The sequence below is a fragment of the Snodgrassella sp. W8158 genome (assembly GCF_016100435.1).
Lineage (GTDB): Bacteria > Pseudomonadota > Gammaproteobacteria > Burkholderiales > Neisseriaceae > Snodgrassella > Snodgrassella alvi.
Window position 1 is genome coordinate 787,271 of sequence record NZ_JACFSM010000002.1, and the last position, 16,745, is coordinate 804,015.

At 36.4% G+C, this 16,745-nt stretch carries 11 protein-coding genes and 1 tRNA gene; 4 read left to right on the plus strand and 8 right to left on the minus strand.

Annotated features, from left to right (window positions below):
- Positions 1-59 precede the first annotated feature (59 nt).
- On the minus strand, positions 60-1,604 hold the full coding sequence (locus H3V11_RS08075) for a restriction endonuclease subunit S (protein ID WP_198224195.1): 1,545 nt from the start codon (positions 1,602-1,604) through the stop codon (positions 60-62).
- On the minus strand, positions 1,604-4,414 hold the full coding sequence (locus H3V11_RS08080; protein ID WP_198224197.1) for a DEAD/DEAH box helicase family protein: 2,811 nt from the start codon (positions 4,412-4,414) through the stop codon (positions 1,604-1,606). Before H3V11_RS08080 ends, H3V11_RS08075 begins: the two co-directional genes overlap by 1 nt.
- Before the next feature lie 761 nt (positions 4,415-5,175).
- Between H3V11_RS08080 and H3V11_RS08085 the strand changes: the two genes are divergently transcribed.
- Positions 5,176-7,071 (plus strand): DUF262 domain-containing protein, encoded by a 1,896-nt coding sequence (locus H3V11_RS08085; RefSeq protein ID WP_084584875.1) that lies wholly within the window; start codon positions 5,176-5,178, stop codon positions 7,069-7,071.
- 69 nt (positions 7,072-7,140) lie between these two features.
- Here H3V11_RS08085 and H3V11_RS08090 read toward each other — a convergent pair whose 3' ends face one another.
- The gene (locus tag H3V11_RS08090) at positions 7,141-8,028 is read right to left on the minus strand and encodes a LysR family transcriptional regulator (RefSeq protein WP_198224199.1); all 888 of its coding nucleotides are present in this window, start codon (positions 8,026-8,028) and stop codon (positions 7,141-7,143) included.
- 242 nt (positions 8,029-8,270) lie between these two features.
- Here H3V11_RS08090 and H3V11_RS08095 point away from each other — a divergent pair, with 242 nt between their 5' ends.
- The gene (locus H3V11_RS08095; protein WP_198224200.1) at positions 8,271-9,455 is read left to right on the plus strand and encodes an MFS transporter; all 1,185 of its coding nucleotides are present in this window, start codon (positions 8,271-8,273) and stop codon (positions 9,453-9,455) included.
- Between the two features lie 147 nt (positions 9,456-9,602).
- On the opposite strand, the gene H3V11_RS08100 is transcribed toward H3V11_RS08095, so the two are convergent.
- The gene (locus H3V11_RS08100) at positions 9,603-9,797 is read right to left on the minus strand and encodes a CsbD family protein (protein WP_198224202.1); all 195 of its coding nucleotides are present in this window, start codon (positions 9,795-9,797) and stop codon (positions 9,603-9,605) included.
- A 426-nt stretch (positions 9,798-10,223) separates the two neighbouring features.
- Here H3V11_RS08100 and H3V11_RS08105 point away from each other — a divergent pair, with 426 nt between their 5' ends.
- Positions 10,224-11,870, plus strand: a complete 1,647-nt coding sequence (locus H3V11_RS08105; RefSeq protein WP_198224204.1) for a lipopolysaccharide assembly protein LapB — start codon at positions 10,224-10,226, stop codon at positions 11,868-11,870.
- A 178-nt stretch (positions 11,871-12,048) separates the two neighbouring features.
- Complete coding sequence (locus H3V11_RS08110) at positions 12,049-13,305, plus strand: integrase arm-type DNA-binding domain-containing protein (protein WP_198224206.1); 1,257 nt, start codon at positions 12,049-12,051, stop codon at positions 13,303-13,305.
- Here H3V11_RS08110 and H3V11_RS08115 read toward each other — a convergent pair.
- From H3V11_RS08115 to H3V11_RS08130, 4 genes are all read right to left on the minus strand, one after another.
- Positions 13,280-15,001 (minus strand): phage terminase large subunit family protein, encoded by a 1,722-nt coding sequence (locus H3V11_RS08115; protein WP_198224208.1) that lies wholly within the window; start codon positions 14,999-15,001, stop codon positions 13,280-13,282. The two genes, H3V11_RS08110 and H3V11_RS08115, sit on opposite strands and share 26 nt — an antisense overlap.
- On the minus strand, positions 14,994-15,377 hold the full coding sequence (locus tag H3V11_RS08120; protein ID WP_198224210.1) for a hypothetical protein: 384 nt from the start codon (positions 15,375-15,377) through the stop codon (positions 14,994-14,996). Before H3V11_RS08120 ends, H3V11_RS08115 begins: the two co-directional genes overlap by 8 nt.
- Positions 15,378-15,466: 89 nt before the next feature.
- Positions 15,467-15,748: a hypothetical protein gene (locus H3V11_RS08125; RefSeq protein ID WP_198224212.1), complete on the minus strand. Its 282-nt coding sequence runs from the start codon at positions 15,746-15,748 to the stop codon at positions 15,467-15,469.
- 20 nt (positions 15,749-15,768) lie between these two features.
- Positions 15,769-15,839, minus strand: a tRNA-Ser gene (locus H3V11_RS08130).
- Positions 15,840-16,745: the final 906 nt, after the last annotated feature.

Below are 16,745 nucleotides of genomic sequence, written 5' to 3' on the forward strand. Positions count from 1 at the left end.
TAAATAGATAAAAAGCGCATCAATGTGGCTTTCATATAAAATTGATTTTTTCCTATCATCTAATGGCTGGACACTGAATGTCTCTTGTTTGATTTTGAGGTTTTCTGAGTGTTGACAAACACTTTTTTCGCCTGAATACGAGACAGCAGTTTACTAGCTGGTTCGTCACTCGGATCTTGTGGTACCAATTGACCAGAAAAAGCTTTTTTCAGAATGGATTGACGTAAAGTTTCGGCGTGAAGCAATTCTGCGTCAATTACAGCCTCATTTTCTGATATTCTATTAAAAATATTTTCTATTTTTTCAACGAACACTGTTTGCTCATTGTAACTAGGTAATGGTACAGGAAGGCGTCTAATATCTTCTAGATGGAGATGTCTAATCGCTACGCCTTTCTGATTTTTTGCACCAAAGTAGGTAGAAACTTGGAAATATACAGCCCACATGACAAATCGACCTTGCAAATTTCCTAAAATAGGAATATTCGAAACACTTTCGAGCAAAGAAAACTCGAAATCTATATCTACCAATGCTACTCGTCCAATTGTTCCGCTTTTTGTTAAAAGAACCGAATTTTTTCTTGGTCGACACCGTTTAATTAATTCTTTATGCTGAAAATCGCTTATGAATCGAGCTTTTTCAAAGTTTATTTTAAAATCTCTGATATCCTTTGCGGATATGAGTGGAACACCAGAGTCAGTGTAATCAGGGGTATGATGAATCCCATCAACAATATACTCAGATAATTCGCTTAGAAATACCCATTTCCATTTCTCAGGAATATCAAATAAATCATCCAAATCTGACTTTCCAATAGGCTTTATTTTTTGTTTTCTTGGTTTACTTGGCTTTTTCCCTTTTTTACCATTAATTTCCCACTCTTTTACCGCAGTTTCCCAATCTTCCAGTTGTTCTTGATAGCGGGCTTCGCGTTCCTGTTGGATACGGGCAAGAAATTGTTCTGAGGATTCCAGCTTATCTGCATTATCCTCACGCCATTTCGCAGTAAGCTTGCCTTCAAAGGCGTGTTTAAGCACGGACTGGCGGTAGACTTTAAGTTGTTCGCGGGCGGTTTTTAGCGCAGCAATGCCATTATCCAGCTCAGAGAACAGTTCTTCGATTTTGGCGACGATACGTTTTTGTTCATTTAATGGAGCTATGTTGACAAGTATTTTTTCGAAATTACTCTTATTTACAATAGATATGGTTGTGGCCGTTGCTTTCTCTTCTAACTGGTGTCTAAATTCTGTTGATTGTGCTTGATAAAAAAGAAACTTACTGAGTATTGCGTTGTTTGGGATAATGGCATTTATTTGCTGGTTAAAAGCGACAGGCACAGTATTGAGCGCTGTTTTCCCTAAGTTTCCAATACAAGAAATAAGCACCGAGTTTTTTGGCAAAATTCGTGCTAATTTAGCTCCTTTTTCTGAGAGACTTTCATCTCCAACTGACACTATCTTATTGTTTAGTTGTGGTGGCTTTATATATGGAATACCTCCACCATAATTACTAGAATCTTTAGTTGATGGGGTATTTCCTGTTACGCAGAATCCTGTATCTCCTATGCGGATTTGAATCCAGGAACATGGGACTGAATGTTTCATTACGCCACCAACTCCCGATTTAATTCCTCAATTACCCAGTCCATTTTGTTTCCAAATTGCTGGTACATCCCCATTAAACCACCTTGGGCATCAAAAGGTGTCATATCTAAATCATCTCGCTCAAAGTGTAAAGAACTAGCGATATGGTCGCGAATGGCTTGTAACCATTGCATTTGCTGTTCATTAAATTTTTCAGAGTTTCCTGAGTGATACTTCATAATCCAATCCTGAAAATTCTTTCTTACAGTGCTATTAAATGGTTTAATTTTACTATCAATACCGCACACCCGGCGAATCAGTGCTACTAAAATAGTGAGGTCCGTAAGTGGATTTTCACCTTGGTAGTTATCCAAATGGGTGTAAGCCTGCCAGATACGCAGTGGCGCCAGCTTAGGGCGATCTTGTTTGAGCTTTTCTAACAGGGATTTAATTTGTGAGTATGTGACCTCAGAACGCCGTTCAGGAGTATGGAAATAGATGGTAAGCGCATCAATTTCGTCTGCATGATCTTTCAAATAATCGGTAAATTCTTGTACTAGTTCCTTGGCGTTTTCGGTTACTTCCCCACCCCAACCAGTTTTAAGTACTGTATCCAAGTCATCATGAACAATAATTTGCTCTTTATCCCGACGGATAGAATCAATTAGCTCTATCAAGTCACCGTTAAACACGTTTGCGACCACACTAACCAGCTGTTGTTGAGCTTGGTTACGGGCATCATCACCAGGATCGGTACCGACAGGTTGGTCAACGATTTCCAAGGCTTTTCGCTCTACACTGTCACCATCAATAGCGTTGAAAAGTTCACTCACAATCGTAAGGAGTGTCGTGCCACCGGCTTTTTCAGTAATGCGGGCACGCTCTCTGTCATTAAGTTGTTTGTCTAATCGTGCCAGGCGTCCAGCTAGCGATGAAACAGTATCACTATCACTCGCACCCAACATGACGCTCATCGCTAAGTCTTTAAGCGACACGCTAGGTTTGGTAATCAAAGGTTGGCTTGCAGTTTTAACCGACTTGGTGACGCCAATAGCATCGACAATAACATAGTGTGTTTTAGCACTCTGCGCGGAGGGCGTGACCTTTTGCAAACTGTCTTTATCCAGTGTGCGGGTACCGCGCCCTTTCATTTGTTCAAAGTAGTTTTTGCTTTTTACATCACGCATAAACAGTAGACATTCTAGCGGCTTGACATCAGTACCAGTAGCAATCATATCAACAGTGACTGCAATACGCGGATAATAGTCATTACGGAACTGGGTGAGCACGGATTTGGGATCTTCACCTTTTTCAGTTACTTTGCCTTCAGAGTTGGTTTTGTCATTGGCGGCTCGGTAGGTAACTTTTTTGCAGAACTGATTACTTTCACCGAACTCTTCGCGGACGGTTTGTATAATGTCATCGGCATGACTGTCGGTTTTGGCAAAGATCAGGGTTTTGGGCACTTCTTTACGGCCGGGAAAGATGGTTGGCAGTGAATCTTTGAACGTACGGATAACTGTGCGAATTTGATCTGGGTTTACAATATTGCGGTCGAGCTGCTTCGCCGTATAAATTTCATCCTGATCCTGTTGCTCCCAACGTTTGTGCCGGGTTGTACGCTCGCGACGCTCCACAAGCTGTTTTGCTTCAATTTTTCCCCCGCGCATAGTCTTTTCGGTTTCAATAATAAAAATTTCATTACCAACATTAACACCATCGGCCACAGCTTTTTCATGGTTATATTCACTTACGACATTCTTACGGAAAAAACCAAAGGTACGATTGTCTGGTGTAGCGGTTAGTCCAATCAGATAAGCATCAAAATACTCCAGAACCTGCCGCCACAGATTGTAAATAGAGCGGTGGCACTCATCAATGATGATTACATCAAAAAACTCAGGTGGAATTTTTTTATTGTATACCACTGGCAATGGTTTTTTAGACTTGGTAAATTGTTGCTCTGCTGGGTTTTGTTCCTCAAGAGATTCGTCCAATGGCTCATCTTTTAAAATGGAGTACATACGTTGAATGGTACTAATACAGACTTGAGTATCTTTGGCGATGTATTGATTTTTCAATCTCTGAACATTATAAAGCTCAGTAAATTTGCGGTTATCATCATTCGGCATGAAGCTCATGAACTCTTGTTCTGCTTGTTCCCCAAGATTTTTAGTGTCTACCAGAAATAAAATGCGACTAACACTTATTGGTTCGCGTAACAGGCGATAACAGGCTGTAATCGCGGTAAAAGTTTTTCCTGAACCTGTGGCCATCTGTACCAAAGCGCGAGGCTTGTCTTGTTTCAACGATTCTTCCAGATTAGTAATAGCTGTAATCTGGCAATTACGCAAACCTTCTTTTATCAGTGGCGGAAAATCTTGTAAACGTCCTCGCAGACTTTTAGATTCTTTGCTCCATTTTGCAATAGTTACCGGACGATGGAAGTTAAACACTTCGCGGGAGCGTGGACGCGGGTCTAGTCTATCTGTAAAGCGAGTAATGATACCAGTGCTTTCATAAACAAAGCGCAAAGGCTGGCTATTATTAACCCATTTTAAAGTAGAGTTAGCATATTTTTGGGATTGCTCTTCAACTATAGTGATTTTCTCACCCCAAGTTTCAGGTTTAGCTTCAATTACGCCTACTTCTTTCTTGTCAACAAACAATACATAATCGGCCGGTCCTGTATGTGTCGGGAATTCGCGAACTGCAATACCAGTAGAAGCAGAAAAATCAATTTTCTGTTTGTCTTGTACTACCCATCCCGCTTGCGCGAGTAATGCATCTATTTGATCACGGGCTTTTTGTTCTGGATTCTGATTAACCATGCTTTCACATCCCTGCTTATTTGTTTGTGCAGCGCACTTTTATCTGAGGATTACCATTATCGCTTGCTTTTACAATTCCCCAGTATCAAAGTAGAATAGCTTACACAATTTATTAAAATCTTACAGCTAAATTTTCTGAACTGTGTCCTTGTTGTGTAAGAATTCATAGATCAGCTGGGCTTTGTTTCTATAACATATCTACGCTAAATATTTGGGAATTAAACCATTATGCGAACAAGATAACAAAGGAATAGAAGCTATACCTAATTAGTTTTCTTATTGTAGTAAGAAAGCATATTATAAATTTAACATATTTATAATTAGACAAATAGATTGAATTTTGTTATCAAGACTGGGGATTTGTAACTTTCTCTTTCTTAAAAAATACATTTTCTATGCGCTGCTAGATTGTTTAACAAGACATTCGTTAAGGTGTGGTGGTTGGTGTACGAAATAAAAAGCATTTATTTAAATAAAAAAGCTTAAATATTTTTTCTTTTTATTATAATTTAAAAATTTTTGCTATAATTTTTTTAATTTTTTAATACTTATGATTAATTAGTATGATGACAAACATTGCTTAAGATATAAAATCACATTTTAATAATTTTAGAAATTAAAACTAATTTTAAATGAATTGAGCAAGATACAAACAATTTATTTACCTATGTTTAAAAAAATTACATTATCACTTGATATTAATATTATAAATGGAAAATAATAATATATATTAAATTAATATTAACAGAGGATATTTAGATATGTCTGGCCCAACATTCCAAACAAATCCGATTGATCTTTCGAAACTTCTTGACGATTGCCACAATGGCGTAATTCAATTACCTGATTTCCAAAGAAGCTGGGTTTGGGATGAAGATACAATAAAGAGCCTTATTGCCTCTATATCCAGATCATTTCCTATAGGCGCATTGATGACGCTCTATACAGGGGGTTCTGTAGAATTTCAACCTAGATTAATAGAGGGTGTGCCAGAAACTGCTAAATCGGTGTTACCTCAATCTTTATTATTAGACGGCCAACAACGTATTACCTCCATGTATCTAGTAACTTTACGCAAAAAAGTTGTTGAGACAGTGGCACCTAAAAATAAAAAGGTTAAACGCTGGTTTTACATTGATATAAAAAAAGCATTAAATCCTAATATAGACAGAGATGAAGCTATTTTAAGTATCCCCGAAGATAAAAAAGTAACTAGTCAATTTGGACGAGAAGTAGTATTAGATATATCTTCACCTGAAAAAGAATATGCTAATTTTATTTTTCCGATGACTGAAGTTTTTGATTGGGATGAATGGCAAGATGGTTTTGATAGCTACTGGGCAGGTGATAATAATAAGCACCAAAGAGAAATATTCAGACAATTTAAACGAGAAATTTTAGAAAATTTCAAATCATATCGTGTACCTGTTATCGCTTTAGACAGAGAAACCAGTAAAGAAGCTGTATGTGTGGTATTCGAAAAAGTAAATACCAAAGGAAAAGCACTTGAAGCTTTTGAATTAGTCACAGCAATTTATGCAGCTGAAGGGTATGAATTGCGTAAAGACTGGTATGATAATGGCAAAAATACCGGTAGACAAATCCGTTTTAATAATGCCTGCCGTTTTTCAGATAATAAGGAAGGTATTATTAGTAAAGTATCCAATACAGATTTTTTACAAGCGATCTCTTTGTTCTATACAAGAGAACGAAGACGAAAAGCAGAACAAGCAGGTAAACAAGGAAATGAATTACCAACAGTATCTGGTAATCGCCATGCCTTACTAGATCTGCCCTTATCAGCTTATAAACAGTATGAAAAACAAGTAGAAGAAGGCTTTGAAAAAGCAGCCAAATTTTTACATATGCTGCATATTTACCAAGTAAGCGACCTACCTTATCAATCACAAGTAGTTCCTCTAGCAGCTATATTAGCTGATATAGGCGATGATTGGGAACATGAGACGAATAGACGAAAATTAACTCAATGGTACTGGAATGGTGTATTTGGTGAGCTTTACGGGTCTGCTGTAGATACACGCATTGCAAGAGATTTCATGGAAGTGCCAGAATGGTTAAAGGGGGCTACAGAACCATCAACGGTCAGCGAAACATTATTCAGACCAGACAGATTAAAAACTATGAAAACCCGTTTATCTGCGGCATATAAAGGGATTAATGCGCTTTTAATGAAACAAGGTGCACAAGATTTTCGCTCAAGCCAAAAGTATAGCCATACTGTTTTTTTTGACGAAAATGTAGATATTCATCATATTTTTCCTAAAGATTGGTGTAGAAAACATGATTTTAAATCTAAAATTTATGATTCTGTTATTAATAAAACTCCTTTAAGCTATAAAACCAATCGTATTATTGGCAGTTCTGCCCCTTCCATCTATTTAAAAAAATTAGAAACAGGCGACAAGCAAACCCCTGGTATAAAATCGGCTGATTTAGATATATATTTAAAATCTCATTGTATTAACCCTGTACTACTTAGGGAAGATAATTTCACTGCATTTATTGAGGACAGACAAAAACAACTAATAGCACTTATTGAAGAAGCAATGGGTAAAAAAGCATATCAGGGAGATGTACAGGAAGATGGCTTGCAACTTGATTTTGAAACCGAAGAAGCAGAATATATACTTTTTTAATATGCAATTAACTACGCAAAATTTTAATATATAAAATGATTTGTACTAAAGAAAGCTTTATAAAACCACTCAAGCAAGCCGAGTTTGATTTTCTTGCACTAAATTACTCAAAAAATCAGCTACCACTCTTATTCTTCCCGAGTTAATAAGGTCGGAGTGGATGACTAGCCAAATGGGTTGATTGCAGCCAATATCGTTGCGAACACAATTCAGATTTTTGGTTAAGGCAATAAATTTCGGTAAGACACCCATTCCGATACCTGCTTCAACTGCACTGATATGTGCAGACATGCTGCCGGCTCTCAGACAACATTTGCCACGGCTGTTTTTTTCTATCCACTTTGCTGCCGGCAAGTTCTGATGTGTTTCCGGCCAGCCGATAAAATCTGCGTTTTTTAACATTGTTTCTTCTTTGTTTAGCGGTTTGCGCTGCAAATAGCTTTCAGAGGCATACAAACCAAAACCAAGCTCGCCTAATCGGCGGATGGTTACTTTACCCTGCTCCGGGCGAACCAGACGCAAGGCCATATCAGCGTCTCTTCTTTGCAGATTGATAGTTGATACTCCAGTAACCAGTTCCAGGGTTAAATCAGGATGTGCTGAATATAGCTTGGGTAAAGCCGGAATAATAAGATGATCAGCCAGCCCCTGAGCCGTAGCCAAACGCACGTGCCCGCTGACACTGGCATTGACTCCGGTAGCCATGGCATCAAACGCGTGTCCGGCCTGTTCCAGTATTTCTGCCTGCGAAACGAGTATTCTGCCTTCATCTGTTAGCTTATACCCTTGCTGATCGCGGATAAATAACCGATATCCCAGCACCTTTTCCATACGTTCCAGACGGCGGTAAGTTGTAGCAATGCCAAGTTTTAATGTCTTTGCAGCACCACTCAATGTGCCTTCACGTACGATTGCCAGAAATACTTTAGTATCATCCCAGCATAGTTTTTTGTTCATATTTGATTTCCGATTCTGGAAAACCAGTTACCAGATTTAGCTATATATCTGTCTATTTTCGCAAAGTATACTGAATTAACCCTGCTTTCACCAAGCTAATAACTATGTTTAAAAGCAGATTTATAACAACTCAATACAATCTGTTTTCAGCCGGATGTGCACAATTGCCGATCTTTTAGGTTCGTATATCAGGTCAAACTCTATCTGTTTGAAAAATTGATTGCAAAAGAGGAAATGATTTAGTGAATAATTCAGAAAATAAGACACAATGGCGTAACTGGATGGCTGTTTGCATGCTTGCAATAGCGTCATTTATTGTGGTGAGTACCGAGCTGGCACCGATTGGTATGTTATCCGCTATAGCCTCATCTATGGGACAAAACAGCGGTACTACCGGTTTGGTTGTGACTTTGTATGCATGGCTGGGGGCTGTTTCTGCCCTTGTTTCAGTTACTACATTCAGCCATCTGCCTCGTAAACCAGTAGTGATTGTATTAATGTTGCTGATGGCTGCATCGAATGGTATTGCGGCTATGAGTGAGCATTTTTCTGTACTTTTAATCGCCCGTCTGGCCGGTGCTATTGCTCATGGTGCATTCTGGGCGATGGCGGGCACTATGGGAGCGCAACTGGTATCAGATAAATATACTGGCAGAGCCACAGCAATTATATTCAGCGGTGTTTCAATAGCCAGTATACTTGGTGTTCCCTTTATTAACTGGATTAGCAGCACTATTGGCTGGCGTTTATCATTTTTATTACTGGGCGTATTAGCCATAATAACCGCAATTATTCTGGCTTTTACCCTGCCGGCTGTATCCGGTACTTCCCGAATGGGGCGAAAACAATTTTCAGCAATTCTTCAGATTAAGCAGTTACGCCAAGTTTATCTGATTGCTACTGCTGCCATCATCGCCCATTTTGCCGCTTTTACCTATATTGAAGTATTTATGGCCGAAGAAATGGCTATTTCTGCCAACTGGATTGCTGTTTGTCTGTTTGTATTCGGTATAGCCGGTGTAGCTGGTAATCTGTTATGTGGTCTGTTTATAGACAGATATCTGAAAAGTATACTTGGTGCAGGCTTAGTGCTGATTTGTGGCAGTCTGATTCTGCTGAGTGCAGTCTTGTCACATAATCCAATCATGCTGATGGTATTGGTGCTTGCGTGGGGTTTGGGTGTAGCCATATTATTTGTTGGTATTCAGGCATGGATAATCAGGCTGGCAGGAAATGATAACGCTTTACCCGCTTCTGCTATTTATGCAGCTATTTTTAATGGAGCCGTAGGCATTGGGGCAATTATCGGCGCAGGAATTATTGATTTCGGCAATATAAAAATGCTTTATTTAATTGCCTCTTTGATCACTTTATTCAGTTTGTTGCAGTTACTAATCAGCAAAACGATGCATAAGCCGGTGCAGTAAAACCAATATATTTCACTTATACATTTTTATATCTAATACCACCAATTCAGAAGAATTTAAGCTGTAGCCAATTTGTCTGATTTAAAAGAAATATAAACTCAAATCAAAGGCCGCTGAAATAAGCGGCCTTGTACACATTTTTCAGAATTAATCCTGAAACTTTTTCTTGATTGAATCTACTGCACCATCTATGGCATTAGCCACATCATGCACAGCTTCTTTCACGCCGCCAACGGACTTATCAACCATTCCTTCAGACTGGGTTTTAGTATCACCCACTACTTTACCCACGTTCTGTTTTACTTCGCCTTTGGCTTTATCTACAAATCCTTTATCGCTCATAACCATCTCCATTCTGTATGTCTACTGCATGCAACAGTATTCAATTAAACACAAGTAAATTCTTATCCTTCAAGAATTTATCTTAGAGAGACAATTAGCGGTAAGCAATGGAAAACGCCAATATTTGCAGCTAATTACATATAAAAATAATTAATTGGTAAATCATACAGTTAATTAACTCAATATCAATTTATTAACAATTTTCTTTAACTATCAATAAAAATCCATCTGACTAAATACAGCTGTAGATAGTTATGAATTTTATGATATTAAGTTTAATTTTTGTTATTATTAGTTAAATTGTAAATTAATAAATTTGTTCCTTTTTCGACAAGGTTAAGAATTTTAATATATTTGATTACTACCAGACTATGTTACGAACAGCATACAGATTAATTGCTTAGCCATAAATAAACAGGAATAGTAATGGAAGAAAAAGATATTGATCAGCAAATTGAAGAATTAAGTAAAATTACCCGTGAAGATGGTAAGGAAACTTATGCTCAAGCTCAATTTGAGTTAGGAGATATATATCGTAATATAAAACACGATTATAGTCACGCTGAAGCTTTTTATTTAAATATCAACAAAGAAGATAATCCAGAAGTTTATGCTAAAGCTCAGTTTCTTTTAGGATATATATATCAAGAAATAAAACACGATTATGATCAAGCTGAAGCTTTTTATTTAAATATCAACAAAAAAGATAATCCTGATGTTTATGCTAAAACTCAGTTTAGTCTAGGATATATATATCAAGAAATAAAACACAATTATGATCAGGCTGAAACTTTTTATTTAAATATCAACAAAAAAGATACTCCTGATGTTTATGCTCTAGCTCTGTTTGGTTTAGGATATATATATTATAATATAAAACACGATTATGATCAGGCTGAAGTTTTTTTATTAAATATCAACAAAGAAGATAATCCTGAAATCTATGCTCAAGCTCAGTTTTTTTTAGGATATATATATCAAGAAATAAAACACGATTATGATCAAGCTGAAGTTTTTTATTTAAATATCAACAAAGAAGATAATCCTGAAATCTATGTTCTAGCTCAGGGTAATTTAGGATATATATATCATGATATAAAACACGATTATGATCAGGCTGAAGTTTTTTTATTAAATATCAACAAAGAAGATAATCCTGAAGTTTATGCTAAAGCTCAATTTTTTTTAGGATATATATATCAAGAAATAAAACACGATTATGATCAGGCTAAAGCTTTTTATTTTAAAATTACTAAAGAGAACAATCCTGAAATCTATGCTCAAGCTCAAGATATCTTAGGCAAAATCTATACAGAAAAAATTAAAAAAGAAACTCAAGCTACAGACTGCTTTCTCCTTGCCTCTAAAATTGAGAGTTACTCAAATCGTTATCCATATCAATATATTTGCGCTCAATTAATTTTGGGGTTGAAACAAAATAACTTTAATCATGATTTTAATGAAAAAGAATTTAACGAACTTAAAGATTTCATCTATAATAAAATTGAAAATTTATGTAACTTAACTAATAATATTAAAAATATTTTATTTATTTCTAAAATATTAGATAATAAATATAGCAAAAAACAGCCGGAACGACGTGTCGCTCATTATACCAAGCCAGCTGTATTATTTAATCTGCTTAAAGGAGAAAATCCCAGTAAATTCCGGCTTAATATCGTAGATTTCATGAATGACCCCAGTGAAAATCAGGTATTAACCAGCTGGCTGAATATTAGCAATCATCCTGATAATGAAATTAAAAGCTTTTTAGCCAGTTTCTCCTTTAATCATAATTGTCTGAATCAGTTTCGTTTATACGGTAATGATGATAACATTATTGGTTCCGGTATCAGTATTGCTTTTAATAAAAATTTTTTTGGTCTGGATACAGAACGCAGTATCAATAACGAAATAATCTCATTACACAGTATTAAATCTATCAAATCGTTTGAAAATAAACAAGTAAAACTTGAAACTGAGCAAATCGAAATTATAAGTGCCAATACTCTTTATCCTTTGCCTTTATACCGTTGCCTGTATTTTGATCCAAACAAATGCTTTTTCTCTTAGCTGCGTCCCTCTACCCCTATTTGCCAATAAAATCTTTATAATTAAAAGGGTTACTAGAGGTGCTTTTTGTCACCTAGGTGCACGTAAGAGTATACTTAAGCACCAAACTGGTACCTAAAATGGTACTTAACGTTTAAAACTTCTCTGTGATATACTCAGTTTGTTTTTTAAGGATAACATGGCGACACAAACTGGTAAGCGATTAACAGATAGTAAGCTACGCAATATAGCTCCCAAAAGTAAACCTCTAACCAGCTCAGCAGTAGCTGGTCTTGTATTCTACCCTAGTTCAAGCACAAAAGGTGCAGGGGCATGGGTTCTCCGTTATTACGATAACTCTTCTAAAAAACGTACAAAAATGACCTTAGGTCACTACCCTAAAATGGGTATAGCTGACGCTGAATCCGAAGCCAAACTTTATAGATCAATTTTAAAGCAAGGTTTAAATCCTAAGGTAGAAAAACAAAAAATTCAAGACCAGGAATTACAAAAGCAAAGTTATACATTTGAGTATCTTGCTGTAGAGTATTTAAATCATGAAAAAGCAATGGGAAGATGGAAAAACCTAAGGAACGCTCAGAGTTTTGAAAGGCGTTTGCAGATGTACGTCTATCCAGTTTTGGCGAATAAAGTTATAACAGAAATTAATATACGTGATATTACGGAATTACTTAAAGAAATTTGGAATACAAAACCAAGTACAGCTACTAATGTGTTATCACATATTCGTGAGATTTTCGAATGGGCAAATATAATGGGTTACTGCGGACATAATCCCTGCACCTCTGTAAGAAGAGCTCTTGGTAAACAAAGAAAACCTCCAGAAGAAGAGGCACATCAGCCGGCCTTAGATTGGAAAGATATACCTTTATTTTTTAAAACTGTGATCGGGCAAACTAGAAAAAGTAGGGTTAAATACTGCTTGATGTTTATTATTTTAACTGCATGTCGTAAAAGTGCAGCTCGATTGATTCAAGGAGGTGATATTGATTTTGAAACAAACATATGGACACTAAGTCCAAAAAGAGAGGAATCTAAAACCCTTGTTAACCGCTATTTTCCATTGAGTACACAGGTTATTAAGCTATTGTCGTGCCGAAAAAGTACAAATACTCTTGTTTTTTCACGTAATGGTATAAAACCCTTAGACCCCACGGCTACGAAGGTATTCCTAAATATCCATGCCAAACAATTTAAATCTGATATTCCTGGTAGATGTATAACTACTCATGGTTTCAGGTCTACATTTAAGGGGTGGGCAGTTAGTATGGGCTACTCAGACAGACTCTCTGAACTTCAACTATGTCATAAGTATGGTAGTAAAGTTCAGAGAGCCTATGATCGACAGCCTTTGATTGAGGAACGTCGAGAAATGATGCAGGCTTGGGCAGATTACTGTCTAAGCGAGATTAAAGATTTTGATTCTTTATTTTAAAACTGGTACATAAAAGTGCTGCGACGTGTTTACTATCCTGGCGGTGTTTTACTAAATACATAGCAATATAAGCATAAAGTAATGCATGGTGGAAGTGGTCATTTCCAGATGTTTTTACCCATCTGTAATCCTCTACTTCTGCCGTATCTGCCCCATCACTAAACGCCTGTCTTGTACCGTTAGGTACTCTTCGCATATCTTGGAGATGTTCAGCTAGGATATCAATATCAGGGATATTTGGAACAACACCTATATAACCTTCACGAATGGAATCCATTAAGGTATTAAAGGCGAAGTTACGATTGATATTTACCTGTCTAACTCGCAAAATGGCTTTAGATAAATCCTCTTGTGAAGCTAACAGGCGGAATAACTCCATAGATTTATTCGTAACATATAATGCACCATAAAGGTTACGAATCGAGTTTTGTAATCTATAGATTGTTTCTACATAAGGTTGACTATCTGACAAGATAGTTGCAGGGTGGTGAATTCTTATCAATCTTTGTAGTGTTTTTTCAAAGTCCGTATACTCGACTCTGTGTAACTCCAACACAGTTAATTTATCTATACCGTTAGTTACGGCTACAACTATATGACAAGTTGTTCCTAAATCGATACCAAAAACTTTTTGACCACGAGGAGTCTGCTCACCTACAAGTTTCATCTTCTCAAAGTCATCGGGATTTAAGCCAGAATCTTTATCCTCTGCTGTAATACCCAAATGGAAGTTTTGAAACTGGGTTTTTCTGTCAAAATTCGTAGACCATAAAACTAAGTCCGACATTTTGATAATTTCAGGGGCATCTGTAGGATATACCTGATAACCCTCCCCTGCAAAACCTACATCTTCCGGATTTTCACAGACATACTGACGATGTTCAATCGACAAATCCGCAGGCTTGTCACATTTTGGGCAGAATAAAGTAGCCTCTCTCCAATCTATTTTATTCAATAGAGGTTTGGTAATAGCTAATAAATCCCCGTCGTATCCTGGAATTCGTACATGTTCCAAGTATTGCGGAATAAAGTAATGACCACAGTGAACACACTTGCAGAAATTATAGAAGCGTCGAGTATTTTTAAACTTCTTATCTATACCGTAATTCTCTACAGTAGGTGTAGAAAAATATCGCCACCATCTATAAGTTGAAGCAGTTAAACGGGACTGCAACTTCTCTACCATTTCCTGGTCAGAGAAATCCAACTCATCAACAAAAATAGCATCGGCGGGAACAGAAATTACAGCATTATCACTATTGGTCCCGCTTAAATATAAATGACTATTACCGAAGCCTTTAACTGACGCATTATCCAAAGTCTTGGCCAGATTCTGTGTTAATTCCGGAGAACCCTGAATAAGTGGATCTACACGGGTTTTCATTACCTTTTGAGCAAAAGTAGCTGTAGGTAACGTATATATAATGTTAAAGCCATCCACTATCTGACACATAGCCAAACTATCTATCAGCATCAACTCTGAAATACCCACTTGGGAACATTTCTTTACAACGATTTCCGGTGCATTAGAATCTAAGATAGTTTTCTGATACTCACGACCTTTAAAAGATAAGTTACGGCCGTTTAGTTTAATATTGTTACAAACCCAATCAGCTACCTGAGTAAGGTCGTATTGATCTAATACTGCATTTTTTATACGTTGATATATGTTAGCTAAATCAATCTTGTTACTCATGCGTAACCCCTTCTAAATTTTCATAGAATCTCTTGAGAATATTGGGAGCTATGTCTTGAAACTCTTTCAGTGTATTAATTAAAGCCATTTCTAAGGCTTTAGCCCTTGCAGCGTTATAGATGTCTGTTTCCTGACGACTTAATTCTTTTAATGCAGAATTAACAGTGTTCAGTGCTGATGACATAGCTGAGGGGTTAGCCTCAAATTTGGCTTCTGCTGCTTCAGCTATCCGTTTACATCTGAAATAATGCTCTTTAATCTCTGCTTGAAGATCTAAGTCTTTTGGAGCTAAACCTAAATACTCAGATAATTTCTGATTTAACTCTCTTAATTCCTCTCGCGTATACTGCGAAGCGTCAAACTTTTTTCCAGTCAAACTAACAACTACCTGTTTAAAATTTAAGCTATTTTAACATTTATTGTTCATTTTTGAAACTAGAATGTTTATTTTTGAACTAACTAAGGTTATTTAGCGAAGCGTTTTAGCATTTCTTCAATGAGAATGTACTCAGGGTCGGAGGGTTTAATTTCTCTTTTGCCTAGGTCTGACTCTATGAATTCTGAGGCTAAACCCATGAAAAAATTCTCTAGTTTATCAGTTAATTCAAGGTAGTCTTCTATTTGAACGTCTTGCTTTGATTTTAATTTTGGATCCTTAGCAATTTCACTTTGGAGAGTTTCTAACTCAGATTTCAACTTCCTGGTAGTGTCAAAGCAATAATGAACTAAGTTATCAAGAGAGGACATGAGATTCTTTAATGATGTTGTGAGCCAGGCAGGATTCGAACCTGCATCTTAGGTTTTCATGACCACTGCTCTACCAATTGAGCTACTGACTACATTTGAACAAATTTATATCTACATTCGGGGATAGGAGTGTCTAACCACAAAGGAAATACATTAACAGATAAAAAGTTAAACACTCCTGTTTACAGCCGTTTACTACTAGTGGGTTAACCGTCCTGACCCACAAATGAATATTACCACCGCTTTTTTCAAAATGCAACATTTTTAATATATTTTTGAACATTTTTTGAACAAAAAAAAAAAAAAAAAAAAAAAGCACAGAGGTTAATCTGTGCTTTAACCTAACGAGGAGGTTATCGAATAATATATAATGCAGATATATAATACCTTCATGTGTTCATAATGTCAACTATTATGAACAAAAAAAAATAAGCACAGAAAGGGAGAAATCTGTGCCTATTGGGTACAAGAGTATTTAATGCAATCACAATAGTAATATGTGACAATTCCATACTACTTTCTTTTATTCTTTTTGTCAATATTTTTGAACAAAATAAAAAAAAAAGCACAGGGGATAATCTGTGCTTTAAACTAAAAGGAAAATGACGACCGGAGTTAATCTATACTTTAAACTAAAAGAAAACTAACGACCAGAGTCAGCAACTATAGTAGCCTTAATTGTTCAATTTGTCAACTATTATGAACAAAGATTAAGAAAAAAATAAGCACAGAGGAAATCCCTGTGCTTATTACGGTAGGAGCTTTATATGAAAAAATGTGCATTAAGTCATATACAATTAAATAATATTCCTTTTTGTTCTATTTGTCAACATTTTTGAACAAAACTAAAAGACAATAAGCACAGAAAAGAAATCTGTGCTTATTGAATTGAGACAAAATATTCTGACGAACGTGGAATATTAAGTCATCCGAGCAATTACATAATAACTATACTTGTTCATTCTGTCAATAAATTTGAACAAGCCGGAAAGTAAAA